Annotated in this window: 15 protein-coding genes and 2 pseudogenes; 7 read left to right on the forward strand and 10 right to left on the reverse strand. The window is 69.4% G+C overall.

The genetic code is table 11. From position 1 onward, the window contains the following. Window positions 1-3 precede the first annotated feature (3 nt). Window positions 4-246 (forward strand): acyl carrier protein, encoded by a 243-nt coding sequence (locus ACIBSV_RS46400; protein ID WP_395873621.1) that lies wholly within the window; start codon window positions 4-6, stop codon window positions 244-246. A gap of 59 nt (window positions 247-305) precedes the next feature. Here the strand turns inward: ACIBSV_RS46400 and ACIBSV_RS46405 are convergent, their stop codons facing one another. The 3 genes from ACIBSV_RS46405 to ACIBSV_RS46415 all read right to left on the reverse strand — a co-directional run bounded on the left by ACIBSV_RS46405 (window position 306) and on the right by ACIBSV_RS46415 (window position 3477). Next, entirely contained in the window at window positions 306-2039 is a 1734-nt protein-coding gene (locus ACIBSV_RS46405; RefSeq protein WP_395873581.1) for a SulP family inorganic anion transporter, read from the reverse strand. A gap of 276 nt (window positions 2040-2315) precedes the next feature. Then, window positions 2316-2615 (reverse strand): DUF1876 domain-containing protein, encoded by a 300-nt coding sequence (locus ACIBSV_RS46410; RefSeq protein WP_395873582.1) that lies wholly within the window; start codon window positions 2613-2615, stop codon window positions 2316-2318. 148 nt (window positions 2616-2763) lie between these two features. Next, window positions 2764-3477, reverse strand: coding sequence for a CBS domain-containing protein (locus ACIBSV_RS46415; RefSeq protein ID WP_395873583.1), 714 nt, complete (start codon window positions 3475-3477; stop codon window positions 2764-2766). A 410-nt stretch (window positions 3478-3887) separates the two neighbouring features. Here ACIBSV_RS46415 and ACIBSV_RS46420 point away from each other — a divergent pair, with 410 nt between their 5' ends. From ACIBSV_RS46420 to ACIBSV_RS46430, 3 genes are all read left to right on the forward strand, one after another. Continuing rightward, entirely contained in the window at window positions 3888-4790 is a 903-nt protein-coding gene (locus tag ACIBSV_RS46420) for a universal stress protein (RefSeq protein ID WP_395873584.1), read from the forward strand. Window positions 4791-5030: 240 nt separating this feature from the next. Then, on the forward strand, window positions 5031-7595 hold the full coding sequence (locus tag ACIBSV_RS46425) for a cation-translocating P-type ATPase (RefSeq protein WP_395873585.1): 2565 nt from the start codon (window positions 5031-5033) through the stop codon (window positions 7593-7595). Window positions 7596-7873: 278 nt separating this feature from the next. Further along, window positions 7874-8932 carry an Acg family FMN-binding oxidoreductase gene (locus ACIBSV_RS46430; protein ID WP_395873587.1) on the forward strand — a complete coding sequence of 353 codons (1059 nt, stop codon included), beginning with the start codon at window positions 7874-7876 and terminating at the stop codon, window positions 8930-8932. Window positions 8933-9162: 230 nt separating this feature from the next. On the opposite strand, the gene ACIBSV_RS46435 is transcribed toward ACIBSV_RS46430, so the two are convergent. Beyond that, the gene (locus tag ACIBSV_RS46435) at window positions 9163-10050 is read right to left on the reverse strand and encodes a universal stress protein (protein ID WP_395873588.1); all 888 of its coding nucleotides are present in this window, start codon (window positions 10048-10050) and stop codon (window positions 9163-9165) included. A 522-nt stretch (window positions 10051-10572) separates the two neighbouring features. Here ACIBSV_RS46435 and ACIBSV_RS46440 point away from each other — a divergent pair. Next, window positions 10573-10768 (forward strand): annotated as a pseudogene (locus ACIBSV_RS46440) (hypothetical protein); the annotation flags it as partial. A gap of 154 nt (window positions 10769-10922) precedes the next feature. After that, complete coding sequence (adhE, locus tag ACIBSV_RS46445) at window positions 10923-13583, forward strand: bifunctional acetaldehyde-CoA/alcohol dehydrogenase (protein ID WP_395873589.1); 2661 nt, start codon at window positions 10923-10925, stop codon at window positions 13581-13583. A gap of 72 nt (window positions 13584-13655) precedes the next feature. Here adhE and ACIBSV_RS46450 read toward each other — a convergent pair whose 3' ends face one another. Both ACIBSV_RS46450 and ACIBSV_RS46455 read right to left on the reverse strand, forming a co-directional pair. Beyond that, complete coding sequence (locus ACIBSV_RS46450; RefSeq protein WP_395873591.1) at window positions 13656-14150, reverse strand: DUF5994 family protein; 495 nt, start codon at window positions 14148-14150, stop codon at window positions 13656-13658. Window positions 14151-14340: 190 nt separating this feature from the next. Beyond that, window positions 14341-14727 (reverse strand): HPP family protein, encoded by a 387-nt coding sequence (locus ACIBSV_RS46455; RefSeq protein ID WP_395873592.1) that lies wholly within the window; start codon window positions 14725-14727, stop codon window positions 14341-14343. Between the two features lie 306 nt (window positions 14728-15033). Here ACIBSV_RS46455 and ACIBSV_RS46460 point away from each other — a divergent pair, with 306 nt between their 5' ends. Next, window positions 15034-15384, forward strand: a complete 351-nt coding sequence (locus tag ACIBSV_RS46460) for an SHOCT domain-containing protein (RefSeq protein ID WP_395873593.1) — start codon at window positions 15034-15036, stop codon at window positions 15382-15384. A gap of 17 nt (window positions 15385-15401) precedes the next feature. Here the strand turns inward: ACIBSV_RS46460 and ACIBSV_RS46465 are convergent, their stop codons facing one another. From ACIBSV_RS46465 to ACIBSV_RS46480, 4 genes and pseudogenes are all read right to left on the reverse strand, one after another. After that, on the reverse strand, window positions 15402-17828 hold the full coding sequence (locus ACIBSV_RS46465) for a glycoside hydrolase family 65 protein (RefSeq protein WP_395873622.1): 2427 nt from the start codon (window positions 17826-17828) through the stop codon (window positions 15402-15404). Between the two features lie 93 nt (window positions 17829-17921). Then, window positions 17922-18032 (reverse strand): annotated as a pseudogene (locus ACIBSV_RS46470) (MBL fold metallo-hydrolase RNA specificity domain-containing protein); the annotation flags it as partial. Window positions 18033-18235: 203 nt separating this feature from the next. Next, window positions 18236-18742, reverse strand: coding sequence for a hypothetical protein (locus tag ACIBSV_RS46475; protein ID WP_395873594.1), 507 nt, complete (start codon window positions 18740-18742; stop codon window positions 18236-18238). A gap of 104 nt (window positions 18743-18846) precedes the next feature. Continuing rightward, window positions 18847-19731, reverse strand: coding sequence for a universal stress protein (locus tag ACIBSV_RS46480; protein ID WP_395873595.1), 885 nt, complete (start codon window positions 19729-19731; stop codon window positions 18847-18849). Window positions 19732-19961: the final 230 nt, after the last annotated feature.

Raw genomic sequence — 19961 nt, forward strand, 5'->3', positions numbered from 1 at the left:
CGAATGGAAGCGCTGGCACTCGTTCGGGAGTCGGCCCAGGCGGCGGTCCCGGGAGCGGACGTGTCCGCATTGACACCCGACAGGTCGTTGCGCGAGCAACTCGACATGGACTCGCTCGACTTCCTGGGCTTCCTGGAGGCGCTGAGCGAACGGGCAGGCGGGCGCTTCGACGAAATCGATTACGCCGACGCCGAGACACCGGAGGACTTCGCCGACTTGGTGATCGCACTCACCGACCATGTCTGATTCCTCCGGAAACGGAACTCTCCTGTCGCACGTGGATTCCCCTTTCGAAGCCTCGAGGCCTACCCTTGCCGCCCGCCGTCGTGCTCGCGGCACCATTGGTCATAGGCGTCGACGGCGGTGGGCAGTGTGGGGAACAAACAATCCGCACCGATCGATGCGGTGAGGCCGTAGGCGTCCAACTGCGTGCGCAGGTCCTGTTTCACCCGTGCCAGGGCAACGATCACACCGCGTTTGTCCAGTTCCTCCCGCACGGACTCGAGGGAGTCCAGGGCGGTGATGTCGACCTCGACGATCGCCTCGGTGTTCAGCACGAACCACGACACCGGGTGTGTCTCCTCGGCCACCGCGGCCAGCGCGCGGCGCCGAAAGTCCTCCGCGTTCGCGAAGAACAGCGGCGAGTCGTATCGATATACCACCAGACCGGGGATGGTTCGGGCTCCGGGATAGTCGTCGACGTCGTGCATGCCCGCCATGCCCGGCACGATTCCCTGGACGGCGTCGTGCGGTCGTGCCACGCGGCTCAGCAACTCGGCAACGGACAGGCCGACGGCCACCAGGACGCCGTAGAGAATGCCCAGCGCCAAGACGCCCACCAGACAGGCCGACGCCAGGAGGAACTCGCGCCGTCGGAAGGACATCAGGCGCCGGAATCCCGCCACGTCGATCATCCGGACAGCGGCGAAGACGACCAGTGCACCGAGAGCCGCTGTCGGCATGTTCGTCAGGAGGGGCCCGAGAAAGAGCAGCACGGCGACGACCACCGCCCCGGCGGTGAGCGCGTACAGCTGCGTCCGGGCACCGGCCGACTTGGCCAGCGCGGTGCGGCTGGCGCTACTGCTCACCGGAAAACCTTGGAACACACCGGAACCGAGGTTGGCCGCGCCCATGGCGAGCAGCTCCTGATTCGGATCCAGGCGGGGTTTGCCACCGGTTGAGGCGAACGCGCGCGCGGTGAGCATCACGTCGGTGTACCCGACGAGCAGGATGCCGGCCGCAGGCGCCAGCAAGTCACGTGTCTGGCCGAAGCCGGGTGTGAAGACGTCGGGTAACCCGGTCGGTACATCGCCGACGACGTCGATCCCGTGATCCGTCAGGCGAAAGGCGACAACCAGCGCGGTGCCCAGCGCAACAGCAGGCAACGGGGCCGGGAATCGGGGGGCAAAGTGCGCCACGCCGAAGAGGAAGGCCAGCGTTGCCGCGCTCATGCCGACCGTCTCCCAGTGCACAACGGACAAGTTCGTCACGAACGAACGCCACTTGGGACCGACCCCGTCGCCCTCCACGGGGACACCGGTGAGTACAGGCAACTGATCCACCATCATGATCACTGCCAGTCCCGTCAGGTATCCGATCAGCACCGGACGCGAAAGCAGGTCGGCGACGAAGCCGAACCGCACCAGCCACGCCACGAGGGCAAGGATCCCGACCAGAATGGCGAGGGTGGCGGAAAGGACCGCGTAGCGCCCGGCGTCGCTTGCGGCCAGGGGACCCACCACCGTCGCGGTCATCAGTGCGGTGGTCGACTCCGGACCGACCGACAGCAAGGGCGACGACCCGAGGAGGGCGTACATCACAATCGCGGGCAGAATGGCCCAGAGGCCTGCGACGGGCGGGAGGCCCGCGACGGTGGCATAGGCCATGACTTGCGGCACGAGATAGGCCGCGACCGTCACACCGGCCAACAAGTCGTCACGCAGGTATTTCGGCTCGTACCCTCGCAGCGCCACCGCTCCGGGCGCCGCCCTTGCCAGGCGTCGACCGATCGCCCCGAGAATGGCGGCAGGCTGCGGCATGGGCCTCCTTCGTGAGGAGGGCTTCATGATGCCGAGCACGGTGTGCACAACTGTGTGACGCACACACGTACCGTAAGCCGGTCACCCGCGCTACCACTCGTGAAGAAATCACCTACGGTGTCGGCTCTCCGGTGCATCCACGCCACCGGCTCCCTCGTCGTCGGATTCTCGGTCGTAGCGTCCTCCCTGTCGTGACGACGTTCCCCGGAGGATACCGACGCCGACATCGCCTGCCCGGATGCCACGCCCGTCGGCGGTGTCGTCACGGGAGGGTGCTCAATCGTGCACGGCCGCAGGCGACCCGGTGACCGCCTCGATGTCGCGGGCGGCCAGGTCGAGCAGGCGGTGTGCCAAATCGGACAGTGCCCGGGCGGCGGCCAGGTGGTCGCCGATCTCCGGCACATCCCGGTCCTTGGGGTTCTTGCGGGCGTGTCCCCAACCGCGAACCGATGTGTCGTCCCGCGTGTGCAACCGTGCCTCGGCGAACGTACGTACCGATTCGCCGCCTTCGAAGTCGTCCGGGCCACTCTTTTCGCTCAGGTGGATGTCGACGGTCCAGTGCTTTGCGGCAACCATCGGGCTCACCTCCGGTTCGACGGCTTCCATCTGCCACACCCAGTCTGCGCCGCGCACACACATGGAACAGGGCCGAATGGCCCCCGACATCACGGGCTCCGACGTGTCCGACGGCCTCCTGCGACCGGGCCTGTCCCGACACGGTCGGTCAGGCCCGGTGGGGTTCGGGGCCGTTGAGCGGAGGCACCATGGGAGGACGTATGAGCATGTCGTCCCGGGCGTAGGTGAGGTGTTCGCGAACATCCACGACACCCTCGACGCCTCGGCACAGGCGGACCAGGATGGCGATGAGCGACTTGCGTTCCAGTTGGCCGGATAGGTCGACGATCCCGTCGGTCACGCCGACGCCGACGGTGTTCGGATCCACGCACATCGTGTCCCGGACCACGCCGTCGCGGATCTCGTCATGGATGCGTGTGTCGGCGCGCAGGAATATCCGCAACAGGTCGCTGCGGCCGACGATGCCGCGCAGTCGGCCCGACCCGTCCACCACCGGCAGGTGCGTGACGTGGTGGCGTTCCATCAGCCGGGCGGCATCCGAAAGGGACGCGTCCGGTTCCACGACGACGGCGGGAGAGGTCATCAGCGACCCCGCGGTCGCCGCCCGGGCCTTGTTTCGCGCCACCCGCTCGGTACGGCGGACGATCACCCGGAAGGGAAAGTGCGGGGCGCTCTCCCGATCGGCCTCCTTGTGCAACAGATCTGACTCCGAGACGACGCCGACGACCTCGTCTCCCTCCAGGACGGGGACTGCGGCGATCCGGTGTTCACGCAGGACTCGGACGATCTCCTTGAACGGGGTGTCGGAGTGGACGGTGACCACATCGGCGGTCATCTGGGATTCGACGCGGTGGTGGAACATGAACGTGTCCTTTTCGATGCGCCGGATGGGAGCCGGGGCCTCACCGACGGGTGCTCTCATCGGGCGAAGCGACCTCATGGCGGTTCCGAAGCAGGTTTCACGACCTCCCGGGTCGGAAACGAGAAGACTTCTCCACCCTCTCGCCGGCAATCGATCCTCGCCACTTGCCCGCAGTCGTCCGCCCGTGGCGGGCCGAGCGGCCGTGAAGCGCTCGGTTCGCAGGGGTCGGGTGCTATGTGTCGTCTCGTGCCGGCGGTCGCGGTCGTCGCGGTGTGGCGCCCCGGGTCGTTCGGCGAAGGGTCCTTTGCCGAACCGACCGGGCCGAACGGCCCTGCTCGACGCCGGGCGGCGCGAGCAGAGTCGGTCCAAAGAGCCGGCGCCGAGCCGGCTCGCCCGGAAGGGAGTGCGTGGTGATCACCTTCGAAGAATCGGCGCCCGTGATCGTCGGGGTCGAGAACACCGACGCCGCCCGAATCGCGGTCCTGTGGGCAGCCGGCGAGGCCGAACGCCGCGGACTTCGGCTACGCCTGGTGCACGCTTTGGACTGGCCCCCCGGCGCCGAGCACGACCCGGACATGAGTAAGCCGTGGGAGACCTGGAGTGGGATCTTTCGACGTTCCGGGCAGCAAACGCTGGAAGAGGCGCGCAGATTCGCGCTGAGCGCCCATCCGGGACTCGACATCACCGAACTGCTGGTCGACGGAGAACCCGGCGCCGTCATGCGGAAGCAGGCTGCGAGCGCCGCCATGGTCGTCCTGGGATCGCGCCGGTTGTCGTCGATCAAGGAGTTGCTGACCACCGGAAGCATCGCCGTTCCTGTGGTCGCGCACGCGACCTGCCCGGTCGTGATCGTCCGCGATCCGGAACACGTCGAAGACGATCCCTGGACGGTCGTCGTGGGAGTCGACGGATCACGCGTGTCCGAAAGGGCCGTCGCCTTCGCGTTCGAGGAGGCCTCGCTGCGCGGCGCGACCGTACTGGCCGTCCAGGTTCGTCCATTCTTCGCAAGCCCCGTGGTGGGCGCCGTGACAAACGCGGAGGAGGTCGAAGAGGGCCGGATCCGTCTTGCGGAAACGCTCGCCGGTTGGTCTGAGAAGTACCCCGACGTGCCAGTACGACGCGAGGTCGTCCTCGGCCACCCCGTGCACACCCTGGTCCAGGCGTCCGAGCACGCCCTGTGCGTGGTGGTCGGCACCCGCGGACTGGGCGGCTTCAAGGGCATGTTGCTCGGCTCGGTCGGCCACGGGCTGGTGCACCACGCCCGTTGTCCCGTCGTCGTCGTGCCGCGCGAGAGTGACGACGAGGCAAACTGACGTTCACGCAAGAGTGTCCGACCGCGTGGTACAGGAACCCGGGTCGACCCTTTTCGCGCACACCATGATCCGCCCGGCCGCGCCACACCGTCGCTCCGGGGAGCGGCCAGGCTGTCGTCCAGCACTCCTGCGCGTCCTCGGACCGCAGGCGATCCGACTGATTGGTGACGAATTACCGTGTCAGACACGCCCCGGGTGCCTCCGGCGTCCTCGGCTCCACTCGCGGAACGACCCGTTGTCGTGTATGGGTTGACCCGGGAGCAGGTGACCGAGAGGTTTGCCGAATACGGCCCGAACATCGTGCCACCGGCACGGCGGACACCGGTGTGGATTCGCGTGGTGACCCAACTGCGCGACCCGTTGATTCTGGTGCTTCTGGCCGCCGCCCTATTGACCACGCTGACCGGGGATCTCGCGGACACGGCGGTCATCCTCTTCGTGGTCACCGTCAACACCCTGGTCGGCGTCGTCCAGGAGATCCGCGCCGACCGGGCCGTCACCGCCCTGTCGGACCTGTCCGTACCGGCCGTGCGAGTGTTGCGCGAGGGGTCGGAGAGCGAGGTGGCCTCGGCGAATCTGGTGCCCGGTGACATCGTCCTGCTGGACGAGGGGGACATCGTTCCCGCCGACGCCGTCCTGTACGAGGCATCCGGCCTTCTCGTCGACGAGGCATCCCTGACGGGCGAATCGGTACCGGTGGACAAGACCGCTCTCGATCCGACGGGTGAGACAACCGCCGACAATCTGCTTCAGGGTGGGACAGTGGTCATGCGTGGCCGCGCTCTCGCCGAGGTCACGGCCACCGGCGCGGCCGGCGCCCTGGGGCGGATCGCAGCGCTGATGCAGGACCGCCCCGGCCCGACCCCGCTGCAGCACAGACTCGCTCATCTGGGACGTGTGCTCGCCGCGGTGGTCGTCGGCCTGTGTCTGGTGGTGTTCGCCCTGGGTCTGCTGCGCGGTGAACCGACCGAGTCGATGGCCGTCACCGCGATCAGCCTCGCGGTCGCCGCTGTCCCGGAATCGCTGCCCGCGGTGGTCACCCTCGGCTTGGCCCTGGGCGCGCGGCGGATGGCGGCGCGGCATGCCATCGTCCGCAACCTGCCCGCCGTCGAGACGCTCGGCTCGGTCACGATGTTCGCCACGGACAAGACCGGCACCCTGACCGAGGGCCGCATGGTCGCCGAACGGCTGTGGACCCCCGAGGGCACGGCCACGCTCACCGGCACGGGCTACACGCCCGAGGGCGAAGTACTGGTCGACGGACAACCGGTGGACGGGCACTGCGCCACATGGGTGAACGAACTGCTCACCGCGGCCTCGCTGTGCAACGACGCCACTCTGGTACCGCCGGGCCCCGACCCTGGGTGGTCGGCTCTGGGAGACCCCACGGAGGCGGCCCTGCTGGCCGCTGCCGGCAAGGTCGGGATCGCCGGCACCACACTGCGCGAGGAACATCCCCGGGTGGCCGAGGCCCCCTTCGACAGCGACCGCAAACGCATGACCACGGTGCACCGCGATCGCGACGGCCGGTTGCGGGCCGTACTCAAGGGAGCCCCCGAGGTCGTCCTGCGTTCGCGTTTCCTTGCCTCCGACGCCGACTTCCTGCACCTGGTGCGCTACGAGGCCGATCTTCTGGCCGCGGACGGCTACCGAGTCCTGGCCGTCGCCACACGGCGTCTGGATGCCCTGCCCCACCCTGTCGAGGACGCGGAGCAGGACATGTCCCTGCTCGGCCTGATCGGCATCAGCGATCCGCCTCGGGAGTCCGCTCGTGGCACCATCGCCGCATGCCACGAGGCCGGAATCACTACCGTGATGATCACCGGCGACCACCCGTCAACCGCACGAAGCGTTGCCACGCGCCTGGGCATCCTGCGCGACGGGGACAGTACGGTCCTGACCGGCGCCGACCTGCGCGCGGACCCCGAGCGGGATCCGACCGCCGTGCGAGTGTTCGCGAGAACCACTCCCGAGCAGAAACCGGCGATCATCCAGGCGTGGCGTGCCCGAGGCCACATCACGGCGATGACCGGCGACGGCGTCAACGACGGACCTGCCCTGCGCCGTGCCGACATCGGGGTGGCGATGGGGGGCCGGGGCACGGAGGTGGCTCGCCAGGCAGCCGACCTGGTGCTGGCCGACGACGAGATCGCGACCGTCGTCGCCGCGGTGGAGGAAGGCAGGCGCGTCTACGACAACATCCGCCGCTTTCTCGTCTACGGACTCTCCGGTGGCGCCGCCGAGATCGCCGTGATGATGCTCGGTCCCCTTCTGGGCCTGCCCGTGCCGCTGGTCGCCGCGCAGATTCTGTGGATCAACCTGCTCACCCATGGACTCACCGGGGTCGCTCTGGGGGCCGAGCCCGCAGCATCGGGCACTATGCGGCGCGCGCCCCGCCCAGCCGAGCAGAGCATCCTCGGTGACGGCCTGTGGCAGCGGGTCGCGCGGCTGGGCCTGTGCGTGACTGCCGTCAGCCTTGCCGCCGGGGCGTGGAGCGACCACGCCGGACATGCGTGGCAGAGCGTGCTCTTCCTGACCCTGCTCGGTGCCCAACTCGGCGTCGTCACAGGCCTGAGGACCCGATTGCTCACCCGTGCCAACCCGTTTCTGCCGATCACCGTCCTCGCGTCCGCCGCCTTGGGTCTGGCCGGCGTGTACGTACCGACGCTCCGGGACCTCCTCGGAACCCAGGCCTTGCCTGTGGGGGACCTCCTGATCCCCCTTGCCGGCGCAGTCCTCGGATTCGCGGCTGCCCGCGCCGACCGGTGGTTCGCGGCACGTGACCGACCGATCGGCGACCGGTGAAGCCGGATGTGGGACTGGGACCCACGGCCCTGGTCCTCCCGGGGCATCCGGCCCTGTGGTTCCGACGTCGGAAGCCCGAGACTGGTCACATCCGGCGTCGTCCCGAGCGGGTCACGTGTTCGACGACAGGAGGCCCCGGATGAGCGATCGCGCGTCCACGCGTGACGGGCCGCCGCGGTCTGCGCCCCTGAAGGCGGAGCCCGACGGGTACAACCAGGACGCGCCGGATCCGCTTTTCCGCATTCGGACGCCTTGATGGGCCGTAGGGAGAAATCGCCATGACCAACGCATCCCTGAACCCCGCCGACCTGCGGTATCTGGCCGCCGCGGCCGGTGCGGCACCCTCGCTTCACAACAGCCAACCGTGGTTCTTCCGACCCACGATCGACGGCTGCGGAATCGCGGTGTACGCGGACGGCACGCGAGCGATCCCGCTCACCGACCCCAATGGCAGAGCCATGCACATCTCCATCGGCGCGGCTGTGTTCAACCTGCGCGTCGCCGCTGCTCAACTGGGTCGGGAACCGCTGGTGACGCTCCTCCCCCACGATGATGCCGATCCGTCACCGACTGCCGTGCTCGACCTGGGTCGATTCGCCCGCACCCCGCTTCCCTACGGCCCGGACCTGTACTCGGCGATCGCCCGACGTCACTCCAGTCGCCTACCGTTCGCCAACCGTGACGTCCCGGAGCGGGTTCTCGGTGAACTCATCGCCGCCGCCGACGCGGAGGACGTGGTCCTGGCCGTTTTGGAGGAGGCCGACGCGCGCCGCGTCCTGAATCTGACGGCCGAAGCCGAACGCCGAACGGCCGCGGATCTCGCCCGGCAGGCGGAGACGCGCGCGTGGCTGCGCTTGGAGGAGCCTGCGGCCGACGGCATCCCCCAGGAGGCCCTGGGCCCCCAGGACCACGACGCCCGGGTACCGGTCCGCGCCTTCACCGGGCACCCGCCCTCGTCTCCCACCACGACGCAGCGCTTCGAGGCGCTACCTCAGGTGGCGACCCTGACCACCCATTTCGATCGTCCGCAGGACTGGCTGCGCGCGGGCCAGGCCATGGAGCGGGCATGGCTGGTGGCAACGGTCCACGGACTGCGTGTATCGGTCCTCCACCAGGCCGTCGAATGGCCCGACACTCGCGCGAACCTTCGCGATCCGCAGACCGGTCCCGGCTACGTCCAGATGGTGTTGCGGATGGGGTACGGGCCGCCCGGAACCCCCACCCCCCGCCGCCCCGTTTCGGAGACACTCGGGACGGCCGAAGCCGGTGACGACGCAACGACTGTGAACGGAACCGGCAGGGATACGGCACCACCCCTCGGGTCGAACCGGCGATAGGGCCTGGCCCGGTAGCGAAGGGCGGAGGACCGGACGCCTACCCACGCCGGGGAACCGGGCGCGCACAGGGTGCGGCACCCGGCCATCGGCCCCGGGACATGGGCCGCACGGCTTTCCCGGCGCCGGGCCGACGGCCGTTCGTGCCAACCGCGTTCGTGCCAACCGCCCTGCCGTTCCGCTTCACACGGCTCTCTCAAGACACGTCCCCAGGGCTCACCGGAGACTTCTTCTCACCCTCGACTCTCGTGCACGCGGGGGACGACCGCGACGGGACAGCGGGCCTGCCGCAGTACCGCGTGTGTCGTCGGCCCGAGTCGCATCCGCACGGCACGGCGACCCCGACGGGCCGAGACGACCAGCAGTCCGGCGCAGGCGGCGGCACGCACGAGCGCGTACGGCGTCGTTCCGCCCCGAACCACCGATTCGATCACCACGTCGCGCGCCCGCGCGCGCACCGGCCGAAGGATGTCTTCGAGCATGTGCCGCTGTTCGTCGGCCGACTTCTCCGCACCACCGACCCCGCGCATCGCCCCGGCCAGGGCGGATCCGATGAACGGTGCGCTCCACACGCTCACGGCCAAGACGTCCCCACCGGTGCGGCGAGCCTGTTCGACGGCGTATTCGATCGCGGCGGTATCGCCGTCGCCGGCGACGCCGACCGCAACGTCCTTGTGAACCTCCGCCGTCTCGTGCGCGGGAACGACGACGACCGGGCACGGTGCGTGCGCACACACCCTCAGCGAGACCGACCCCAGGATCGGGCCGACGAAACCCCCGTGGCCACGGCTGCCGACCACGATCAGGTCGGCATGGTCGCGCGCCTCCGACAGGAGCACATCCGCCGGCGAACCCTCTCCGAGTGCGGTGTCGACCGTCAGGTACGGATAGGTGTCCCGCAATCGCGCTGCGGCCAGGTTCGACGCCGAACGCGCGGTCCCGGGCCGGGCGACGGCCGATCGCGCGTATCCCCGGCCCACGGGGGGCACGACCGACACGATGTGCAGCGGTGTCTTGACGTCGGCGGCGTTGCGGGCGGCCCAGTCGAGCGCACGCTCACTGCCGGGCGAAGTGTCGTAGCCGATCAGAACGCCGAGGTTCGGGTTGGTCCTGGTGACCATGGTGCCGCTCCGGAAGTCTCATGGGTTGACGCAGTCGTCGTCACGGGCTCCATCGAACCCGGCCCCTCTCCCAGCCTGCGCGCTCTCCGTCCACTTCGACCCGGGCCGAACGGCCCTGTCGGGCAAGCCGAGAGACCCACCCCGGCCGAACCACTCCGCACCAGTGCGGCAGTCTCGCGGGTGCCCTCGACCCGACCGCCGCACGAAGCGAAACAGGACTCGACGTCCATCCGTGCGTGGCTCCAACGACGGAGCCGTCCGGTGCGTCGCCCGGTCGGTTCGCCTCGGACTGCCGGCGTACAGGGCCCATTCACATCCCCCGCAAAGCATGGAATTCAGCCTCTGGGTCACCGACGGCAGCTCGCGACGGCCCACTGTCATAGGGCCGTTCGGCCCTTCACGCCGCGCGTGGTCGGCGCGAGCGTGGGAGCGAGCGAAGTTCGGACGACGCACGAGAGGAAGACCGATGACGATGGCGATTCCCGGCAGTCCGGACCTGACCACGGTCGACGCAACTGCACCAACGACATGGACCGCCACCAACGCGTGATCGACGTGATCGACCGCGTCCCCGGCCTGGGTTCGCACGCCGCGACGGTACCTCAGGCCGTGGCCGACGCACGCACCCGACACCACGCACTGGATCCTCGAACACGGCGAGGACACGCCCGAAGTCCGCGACTGGACCTGGCCGAACGACCCGCCTGGTCACCGCTGACCCACGCCGGGGCCCGCACCGGAGTCCGCGCCACCCGCATCGGGACGCGTCGCCGAATCCCTCCCGGGCCCCGGCACGGCCTCCCGCCCGACACCCGGCCGCCGGATGCTCCCCGGCTCCGTCGATCGCCCACCACCACACAGGAGAACCAGCCATGAGCAGCCGCTCCGAGACCGTCTTACTCGTCCCGACCGCGGACACGGGTCCCTCCGACATCGACACGGCGGTGGACACCCTCGTCGCCGATGCCGCCAACGCACTCGCCACCTACGACGCGTTCACCCAGGAGCAGGTCGACCACATCGTCAAGAAGGCGTCCGTCGCCGCCTTGGACCAGCACACCCGACTGGCCCGCGAAGCGGTCGACGAGACCGGCCGAGGCGTCTTCGAGGACAAGGCGGCGAAGAACATGTTCGCCTGCGAATACACCACCGACAGCATGCGGAGTCTCAAGACGGTCGGCATCGTGGCTCGCGACGAGATCACCGGCATGACCGAGGTCGCCGAGCCGGTCGGCGTCGTGTGCGCGGTCACGCCGGTCACCAATCCCACCGCAACGGTCGTCTTCAAGGCGTTGATCGCCCTCAAGAGCCGCAACCCGGTCGTCTTCGCCTTCCACCCCTCGGCCCAGCGGTGCAGCGCCTCGGCGGCACGGGTGGTGCGCGATGCGGCCATCGCCGCAGGCGCGCCCGAGCACTGCGTGCAGTGGATCGAGAGCCCCTCGATCGAGGCGACCACCGCGCTCATGCGTCACCCCGGCGTCGCACTGATCCTGGCAACCGGCGGCGAAGGCATGGTCAAGGCGGCGTACTCGGCGGGCAAACCGGCCCTGGGGGTGGGTGCGGGCAACGTACCCGCCTACGTCGACCGCGACGTGGACCTGCGCCGGGCGGTCAACGACGTCGTGCTGTCCAAGTCGTTCGACAACGGCATGATCTGCGCCTCCGAACAGGCCGTCATCCTGCACGCCGACATCCACGATGCCGCCTTGTCCGAATTCGCCTCCCTGGGCGCCCATTTGGCCACCGAGGACGAGAAGCACAAGCTGGAGACCTACCTCTTCGGCGCCGGTGCGGGGCCCGGTCGCGAACCACGCGTCATTCCCGAGGCCGTGGGCCGGAGCCCGATGTGGATCGCCGCCCAGGCGGGGTTCACGGTGTCCGCGGACACCACCGTAATCCTGGCCCACGCCGACCGAGTGGGCCCGCAAGAGCCCCTCACCCGCGAGAAGTTGTGCCCCGTCCTGGCCGTTCTGCGCGCAGACTCGCGCGAGCAGGGGTTCGCGCTCGCCGCCGACATGGTCGCCTTCCACGGCATGGGCCACAGCGCCGTCATCCACACGAGCGATCCCGCCGTGGCCGAGGACTACGGGCGGCACATGAAAACGGCCCGCATCATCGTCAACGCGCCCTCGTCCCAGGGAGCTATCGGCGGTATCTACACGGGCCTGTTGCCCTCGCTGACCTTGGGCTGTGGATCCTGGGGCGGCACTTCGACGTCCAACAACGTCTCGGCGGTCAACCTGTTGAACGTCAAACGGGTGAGCACCCGCCGCAACAACATGCAGTGGTTCAAGATCCCGCCCAAGATCTACTTCGAACCGCACGCGATCCGCTACCTGGCCGAGATGCCGCACGTGCATCGGGTGACCATCGTCACCGACGCGACCATGACCCGCCTGGGCTACGTCGACCGCATCCGCCGGGTGCTGCACTCCCGCGAACTCCCGGTCACGATACAGATCATCGACGACGTGCTGCCCGAGCCGAGCATCGAATCGGTACGGCGCGGCGCGGACCTCATGCGGACCTTTCGCCCGGATACCATCGTCGCCCTGGGCGGCGGCTCGCCCATGGACGCCGCCAAGGTCATGTGGCTGCTGTACGAACAGCCCGACGTCGACTTCTCCGACATGCGGCAGAAGTTCCTCGACATCCGCAAGCGCGCTTTCCGCTTCCCCGTGCTGGGCGAACAGGCCCGACTGGTGTGCGTACCGACCACGTCCGGCACCGGGGCCGAGGTCACCCCATTCGCCGTGATCACCGACTCCTTGACCGGCAAGAAGTACCCGCTGGCCGACTACGCGCTCACCCCGAGCGTGGCCATCGTCGACCCGCTGCTGGCCGCGGAATTGCCGCCCGCCCTGGCCGCGGACAGCGGGATGGACACCCTCACCCACGCGATCGAGGCGTACGTCTCGGTCTACGCCAACGACTTCACCGACGGCCTCGCGCTGCACGCCATCCGGCTGGTCTTCGACAATCTCGAAGCCGCCGTCACCGACCGGCAAGCCAGTCCCGAAGCGCGCGAGAAGATGCACAACGCGGGCACCATCGCGGGGATGGCCTTCGGCAACGCCTTCCTCGGCATCGTGCACGCCATGTCCCACACCCTGGGCGCCACCTTCCACATCGCCCACGGGCGCACGAACGCCGTCCTGCTGCCCCGGGTGATCCGCTACAACGGCAGTGCGCCCGGCAAACTCGCCGGCTGGCCCAAGTACGAGCACTACCAAGCGCCCGAGCGCTTCCAGGACATCGCCCGCACGCTCGGCCTCCCCGCCGACACCCCTGCCGAAGGAGTCCGCTCCCTGGCCACCGCGGTCGAGCGGCTCAGGGATCGAGTCGGCATCGAACCGTCCTTCCGGGCCCTTGGCGTCGACGAGCGGGCATTCCTGGACGCGTTGCCCGAGCAGGCGCTCAACGCCTACGAGGACCAATGCGCCCCGGCGAACCCGCGGATGGCCATGCTCGAGGACATGACCGCCATCATGCGCGACGCCTACTACGGCCCCGCCGCCGTCTCGACACTGTGAGCGACCAGTGGCGACCTGCTCGCATGGATCACCGGCCGTAGCGGAGCCGCAGGCCGAGGACACGATCGGCTTTTAGCCTTCACCCGATCCGAGGGCCACCGGAATCCGTACGAACGCGGTCTCGTCCGCCCTCTCCAGAGCCTCGCTCAAGAGCTCGGTGGGCGAGTGAGTCCTGTCGGGCCACTCGCTCGGGTCCATGAGTTGGGCCGCGACCCGGGGTGATACCTGCGGCGGCACCACGAGAAGTTCCCTGAAGGGGGCGATCAGCGAGAAGAGTTCGATCCGGTGAGGGTCTTGTCCGGCCACGAAGCCGCCCCACCGCACGACGCGGCCCAGCCCGGCGATCCGGAACGGCCGGGACATACCGGGCCACAGGCTTCGATCGAGCGTCGCGCGCGAATACGAACCCACACGTTCCATCCCCGTGAACAACGCGGCGAGCTCCTCGACCGTCGCCCTCGAGCGAGGCCACCACACGCCGTCCAGCTCGTGACTGTTTCCGCCGGCGTGGGGGCAGAGGACCAAGCGTGCTGCGGGAGCCGTATCGCTCACTGCCACGGTCAACACGGAAGACCCACCTACCCGACCGGCACGGCCGCCTCCGGGGCGACACGACTGTCGGCATCCTGTCGATATCGCTCGTCACCTCAACCGTAGCCCCGTGGCTGTCGGGGCGAAACTCCGCGGGTGGCGCCGCGGCGACGACGGCCCCGGAGCCCGGCGACAGCACCCGACGAGCACCGAACGTACGCGGCCGTCATCCGCCCCTGGGATCGTGATGGATTCGGGCCAGAACCCGTGCCAAATCGTGCCCGGTGACGATTCCGAGCGGCACCCGGCTCCGATCGGCGACGATCAGTGCGTCGGCATCGGCGTCGAGCATGCATTCGACGGCGGTAAGTGTGTCGACCTCGGGGCGGACGATCGGCGCGCAGCGCCGGACGAATTCGGCGACCGTGCGCGGGCGGCTTCCCAGGTGGCGCGATGCCCGCGGTTCGGCGAGTTCACGATCGCTCACCAGGCCTACCACCGCTCCGGTGCTCGGGTCGACGACCGCGAGGTGACGAAGACCCAGCGCGAGCAACAGCTCTCGTGCTGTGCGTGGCGTGTCCGTCAGGGCGACGTGCACGACCGGCGTGCTCATGACGTCACGGATCCTGGGAATCACCGCCGGCGTCGGCGAGCACCGATCCCTCGCTGCCACAGGCGTCCTCGCGGAGTTCACGTCACCCTCCGTCTGTCGGTCCGCCGCTGTTGTCACCGTCAGCGGCACGCGCATCCGGCGCCGGCCTCTCCGGACCGCGTTCACTCTCCACTGTCCGAAGCGGTGGCACCGGCCGGGAGGGTCGTTCGGCCCGGGCCGGTGGGCCGAAGTGCTCCGGTGCCCGTCGGATCCCCGATGCACCATGAACAAGGGAACCCGGTACGACGTCCGAGGAAGGTGAGGACGATGGAATTGGTTCCGGCCCTGGCGGCGGTGCCCGCGCGTTACGGCGGGCACATGGACGAGGACGACGGCTGGATGTGGGTGTGGGGGTCGGTCCTGATGCTGCTCTTGATCGCGGTGATCGTCGCTGTGGTGTGGCTGTTGGCGCGGGGACCCTCGCTCGACCACAGGGCTTCGGGGCCGGGCGACTCGTCGGCGACCGAGATATTGGCTCTGCGGTATGCCCGGGGCGAGATCGACACCCAGGAGTACCGGGAGCGCCAGGCGGCTTTGACAGGGTGGCCGAGCGCAGCCCGCGAGGGCAAGGCTCGCGGTGGAAATCGGCCGGACGGGCCGGACGGGCCCAACGGCTGATTCAGGAGACTTGATTCTCAAAGGGTGAAGGTATGGCTGCCCCCGGGCGGGATCTCGACCACCGAGCCGCGGAAGCCGATCGGAACCGATCCGTGCTGCTTCGGACGCAGGCTCACGGTGACCTCCCGTCGAGTGATGGTCACCACCACCCCCCAGTGTCCCCGGTAGCGCAACTCGACCTCCAGACGAGCGAGTCGGGTGGGAAGGCGTGGATCGAGCCACAGCACGTCCCCGCGCGTGTCGAGTCCGGTGTAGCAGCGCTGTAGCACGTCCACCGTGCCTGCCATCGCACCGAGGTGGATGCCTTCCGCGGTGGTGCCGCCCTGCACGTCGAGAACGTCGCCGCCGAGGGCGTCGCGGAAGAAGAGCCAGGATCGCCGGCGATCCGTTCGGGCCAGCACCCACGCGTGCACCACGGAACTGAGCGTCGATCCGTGTACCGTCCGCGCTCGGTAGTAGGCAATGGAGCGCTGCGCCAACTCGTGACTGGCCGGGTAGCCGAGGCGGCGCAGCAGGGCGCGGATTTCCTGTGCCGGGAAGAGGTAGTAGAGCATCAGGACGTCGGCTTGTTTGGATGCCTTGTAGTGGTTGATGCTGTCGCCTTCGGCCTCGAGGATGCGATCGAGGCGGCGGTTGTTCGGGTATCGACGCCGGTAGTGCTCCCAGTCCAGCTCGGCGAGGCGCTCGTATCCGGCGAACTGGCTCGGCACGCCGTCGTGGAAGGGGACGTGGAGTCGACGGGCGATACTGCGCCAGCGGTCGAGTTCGAGGGAGTTCACGTCGAGTCGCTCGGTCAACTCCTCGCGCCGGTATCCGGGTAGCGCGTCGAGCGCGTCGAGCGCGCGCGCGAGCACCCAGGAGGCGAGGACGTTCGTGTAGGTGTTGTCGTCGATGCCGGGATGGTCGGCCCACGGGTAGGCGTCGTGGTACTCGTCGGGGCCCATCACGCCCCGGATTCGGTATCGCTCCAGGGTGGGGTCGTAGTGCGCGATGTCGGCCCAGAAGCGGGCGATCTCCAGCATCATCTCCGCGCCGGCCGTGTTCAGGAAATCGAGGTCTCCGGTGGCCTGGTAGTACTGCCAGGTGTTGTAGGCAACAGCCAGGCCGACGTGGCGTTGCAGATGTGTGCGGTCCGGGAGCCAACGTCCGGACATCGGGTTGAGGTGGGTACACGGGGCTTGCTCGGTGCCGTCACAGGCGCTCTGCCAGGGGTACATCGCGCCGCGGAGACCGATGTCCCGGGCCGCTCGTCTGGCCGCGTCCAGGCGCCGGTGCCGGTAGCGCAGTACGGCGCGGCTGATCTCGGGAGTGCGCAGATTCAGCGTTCGGAGTACGAACAACTCGTCCCAGAAGACGTGACCGCGATATCCCTCGCCGTGCCAGCCTCGGGCCGGCATTCCGGCGTCCAGGTCCACCGTGTGTTCGGAGTAGGTCTGCGCGGTGTGGAACAGGTGCAGATGGAGGGTGTTCGTCTCCCCGGCGCGGTCGGCGAATTCGGTCTCGGTGCGAAACCGGCGCCACAGTTGCGCCCAGCGCGCGGCGTGGGCGTGGAGCACGGCGTCGAAAGGTCCCGCCGGGGCGACGCCGCGGACGGCGGCGGGCCTCGGGTCGTCGACGGCCGGGTCTCTGGAAGTGTGGAAGGCGACCGTCTTTTCGACGGTCACCGCTCGCCCCGCGACGGCGTCGACGGTGAAGACCTGTGCGGGTCGGCCCGGATGGGTCTCGGACAGGGGCTCGATCGCGGCGACCGCACCGTCCGGGAGCAGGCGGATGCGCGATGCGACGGCGATGTGGAGCGGCGAACCGGCCGCTCGCACACTCAGCCACAACGTTTCCCCGTCCTGTCCCTGACCCGTCGGGACCAGGTGGCGGCCGACCAGACTCCGGTAGCGGGCTACTCCGGTGTTGGTGACGGTGCCGTCCAGTGCCGAGAGGATGTGCAGTGGGCCGGACCAGTTCTCCGGGGTCAGCACCGTCTCCAGCGCCGCGATGTGCGGGTCGGCGAGGCTCACGATCCGTCGTTGGAGCAGGCGCGTGCGCCGGTCGGCCGCGTCGGCGATCAGGGCCTCACGGGTGAGCACTCCCCGGCGCAGGTCGAGTTCGATCCGTTGCGACACGATCCGGGTCTCGGGGTCCTCGCCGAACCACCCCGGCGCGTCGACTGCTCGGAACGTGAGCGGCAGCCAGTTCGGGCAATTGATCAGATCCTCGTGTTCCACCCGGTGGCCGTCGATCGTCGAGACGGCGCGATCGTACCGGCCTGCAAGGTAGGTACCGGGGTAGTGGACTCCGTCGGCCCGGGACTCGGGTGCCGCGCCCCTGGTCACCAGGTAGCCGTTGCCGACCGCACACAGGGCCTCACGCCGCCCCTCGTCCTGGGCGTCGAAGCCCTGGAAGTCCAGGGTCCACGGGTCCTGCGGCGGCGGCCGTGCGGGTCTGTTCATCGGATCGATATCCGTTCTCCCGGGCGGGGCGCGACCGCAGGCCAACCCGGTTCCGCGTCGAGACGCTCCCACAGCACGCCCCGCCTCCGGTTCACCATGTACCGAACGGGTCGTATTCGGGGCCGGCGCGTCCCGCAGCCACTTGAGGACCTCGTCGGCGTCCGCATGCACGGACAGACCGCGGATGTCCCCCCGTTTCCGCACGCGCCGGCACGTAAGTGCCGGACATCCTCAGGGTACGCACGCCCTCGACGCGATCGCATGCCCAAATGCGTTGACAGCGAATCCGACGATCATCACGGTGTTGCGAGGATCGGGCAGCAACTCGCGCAGTGGCCCGGGTCCTCATGTCCGGCTCTTTGGTCCGCACTCCCGGACGCCGGGGCGTCCATGTGGCTCGCCGAGGCTCAATGCTCGATGCGGCCGCTCCAGGTCGGCTCCACCACTGCCCACTCCCGCTCCCACGCGAGCGCACGACGACGGGAGATCAGCAACCACTCCACGCCGAAGGCCCCCGCCATCACCATGAACGCCCCACCGAACGCCATCGTCCCCGCGACGATCTCGTCGACGACGATCGCGGTGTGGGTCAGCGGCGGGTCTGTGGGGCGACCCGCGGCGTCGAGCCAGATGTGGGTGGTGTCGCCCTCGGATGTGCCCAGGGGCACCCGCGCGGTACCGGTTTGCGGGACGCCGTCGGCCGCGACCCATCGCACATTCGCCGCCACCGTCTCGGCGCCGGGCGCGGCCACCTGGGGCGGCTTGGCGGTCAGCACGGCGGGAACCCGTCGTTCTTCGGCGAGTTGGCGATTCCGCGTCGCCTCCCCGGAGGTCGCGCTCGCGTCGACGGCCATCACGATCGCCAGCGGTACCACGAACAGCGTCAGGAGCGTCAGCAAGAGCATCGAACGCACGTGCACGACCTCACAGTGCCGGTACATCGGCTCACGCCCGACGAGTGCTCGGAACCATCGCCGTAGTCCTTGGTGCCTGCGCCGCGGTCGCGGCGCCGCGGCGTTCATGGGCCTGCGACGGGTATCGGCACGACGGCCACCGGACAGGACGCGTGGTGGAGCACCGCGTGAGTGGTGGGGCCCAGGCGCATCGGGAAGGGTCCGTGCGCCCGGTGGGCGGCGACCACCAGGAGATCCGCGTGCGCGGAGACAGCGATCAGGGCGTAGGCGGGGGCCCCGGTCGTGACGATCGCCTCGATCGTGACATCCGGTGTCCGTGCCCGGATCGGGTCCAGGATTTCGGCCAGGAGGTGGTCGTGGGTTGCCGCCATGTCCAGCGGGTCCCCGAGCAGCGGCGCGACCACACCGGGACAGTAGCCGGCCATCGCGAGTGTCCACACGTGAACGGGGACCACCCTGCCGCCGATGCGGCGAGCCCGCTCGACGGCGAACTCGACCGCGGGCGCGTCGCTGCGATCGGCGATGCCCACGACGACGCTCGGGGTGTCCACCTCGTCGGCCGCCTCGGGTACGACCACCACGGGGCAGGTCGTGTGCGCGCACACGCGCAGGGACACCGATCCGAGCAGCAGCCCGGCGAAGCCGCCAAGGCCTCGGCTGCCGACCACGATCAGCTCGGCCCGTCGGCTCGCCTCCAGGATCGCATCCGCCGCCGGCCCTTCGACCAGCGATGTCTCGACCGCCAGGTGCGGGTGGGCGGCGCGGCTGCGGTCCGCCGCCCGCTCCAGCAGGGCGCGGGCGCCTTCACGAACCTCCTCCGAGTGACCGTGCCGACCGAGAGCGGCGACGGGAATGGCCATCGCCGGATACAGCGGCGTTTTCGCCTCGGCGGCGGCGTGGGCGCCCCAGGCCAGCGCGCGTTCTGCGCCGGGTGAACCGTCGTAGCCGACCAGGACCCCGAGGCCGGGAAGGTGGGTTCCGGTGCTCATGAGCTTTCCAATCGTCGCGTGCCGACGGCTCGGGCTGCGGGGCCGGTACCGCGAGATCCGATCGACCCCTCACTCTCAGCGTGCTCGCGCTCCACCGGCGGGCACAGGGCCGCCCAGACCCGGGGCCCGGGACCTTCGGCCCGGCCCACCACCCCCACCGGCCCTGTGTCCGGGGCCGGGAAGGTCCGATGGTGGAGACAGGGCGCACCGCGCGATCGCGGACCCCGGAC

This window comes from Embleya sp. NPDC050154 (assembly GCF_044460165.1).
GTDB lineage: Bacteria > Actinomycetota > Actinomycetes > Streptomycetales > Streptomycetaceae > Embleya.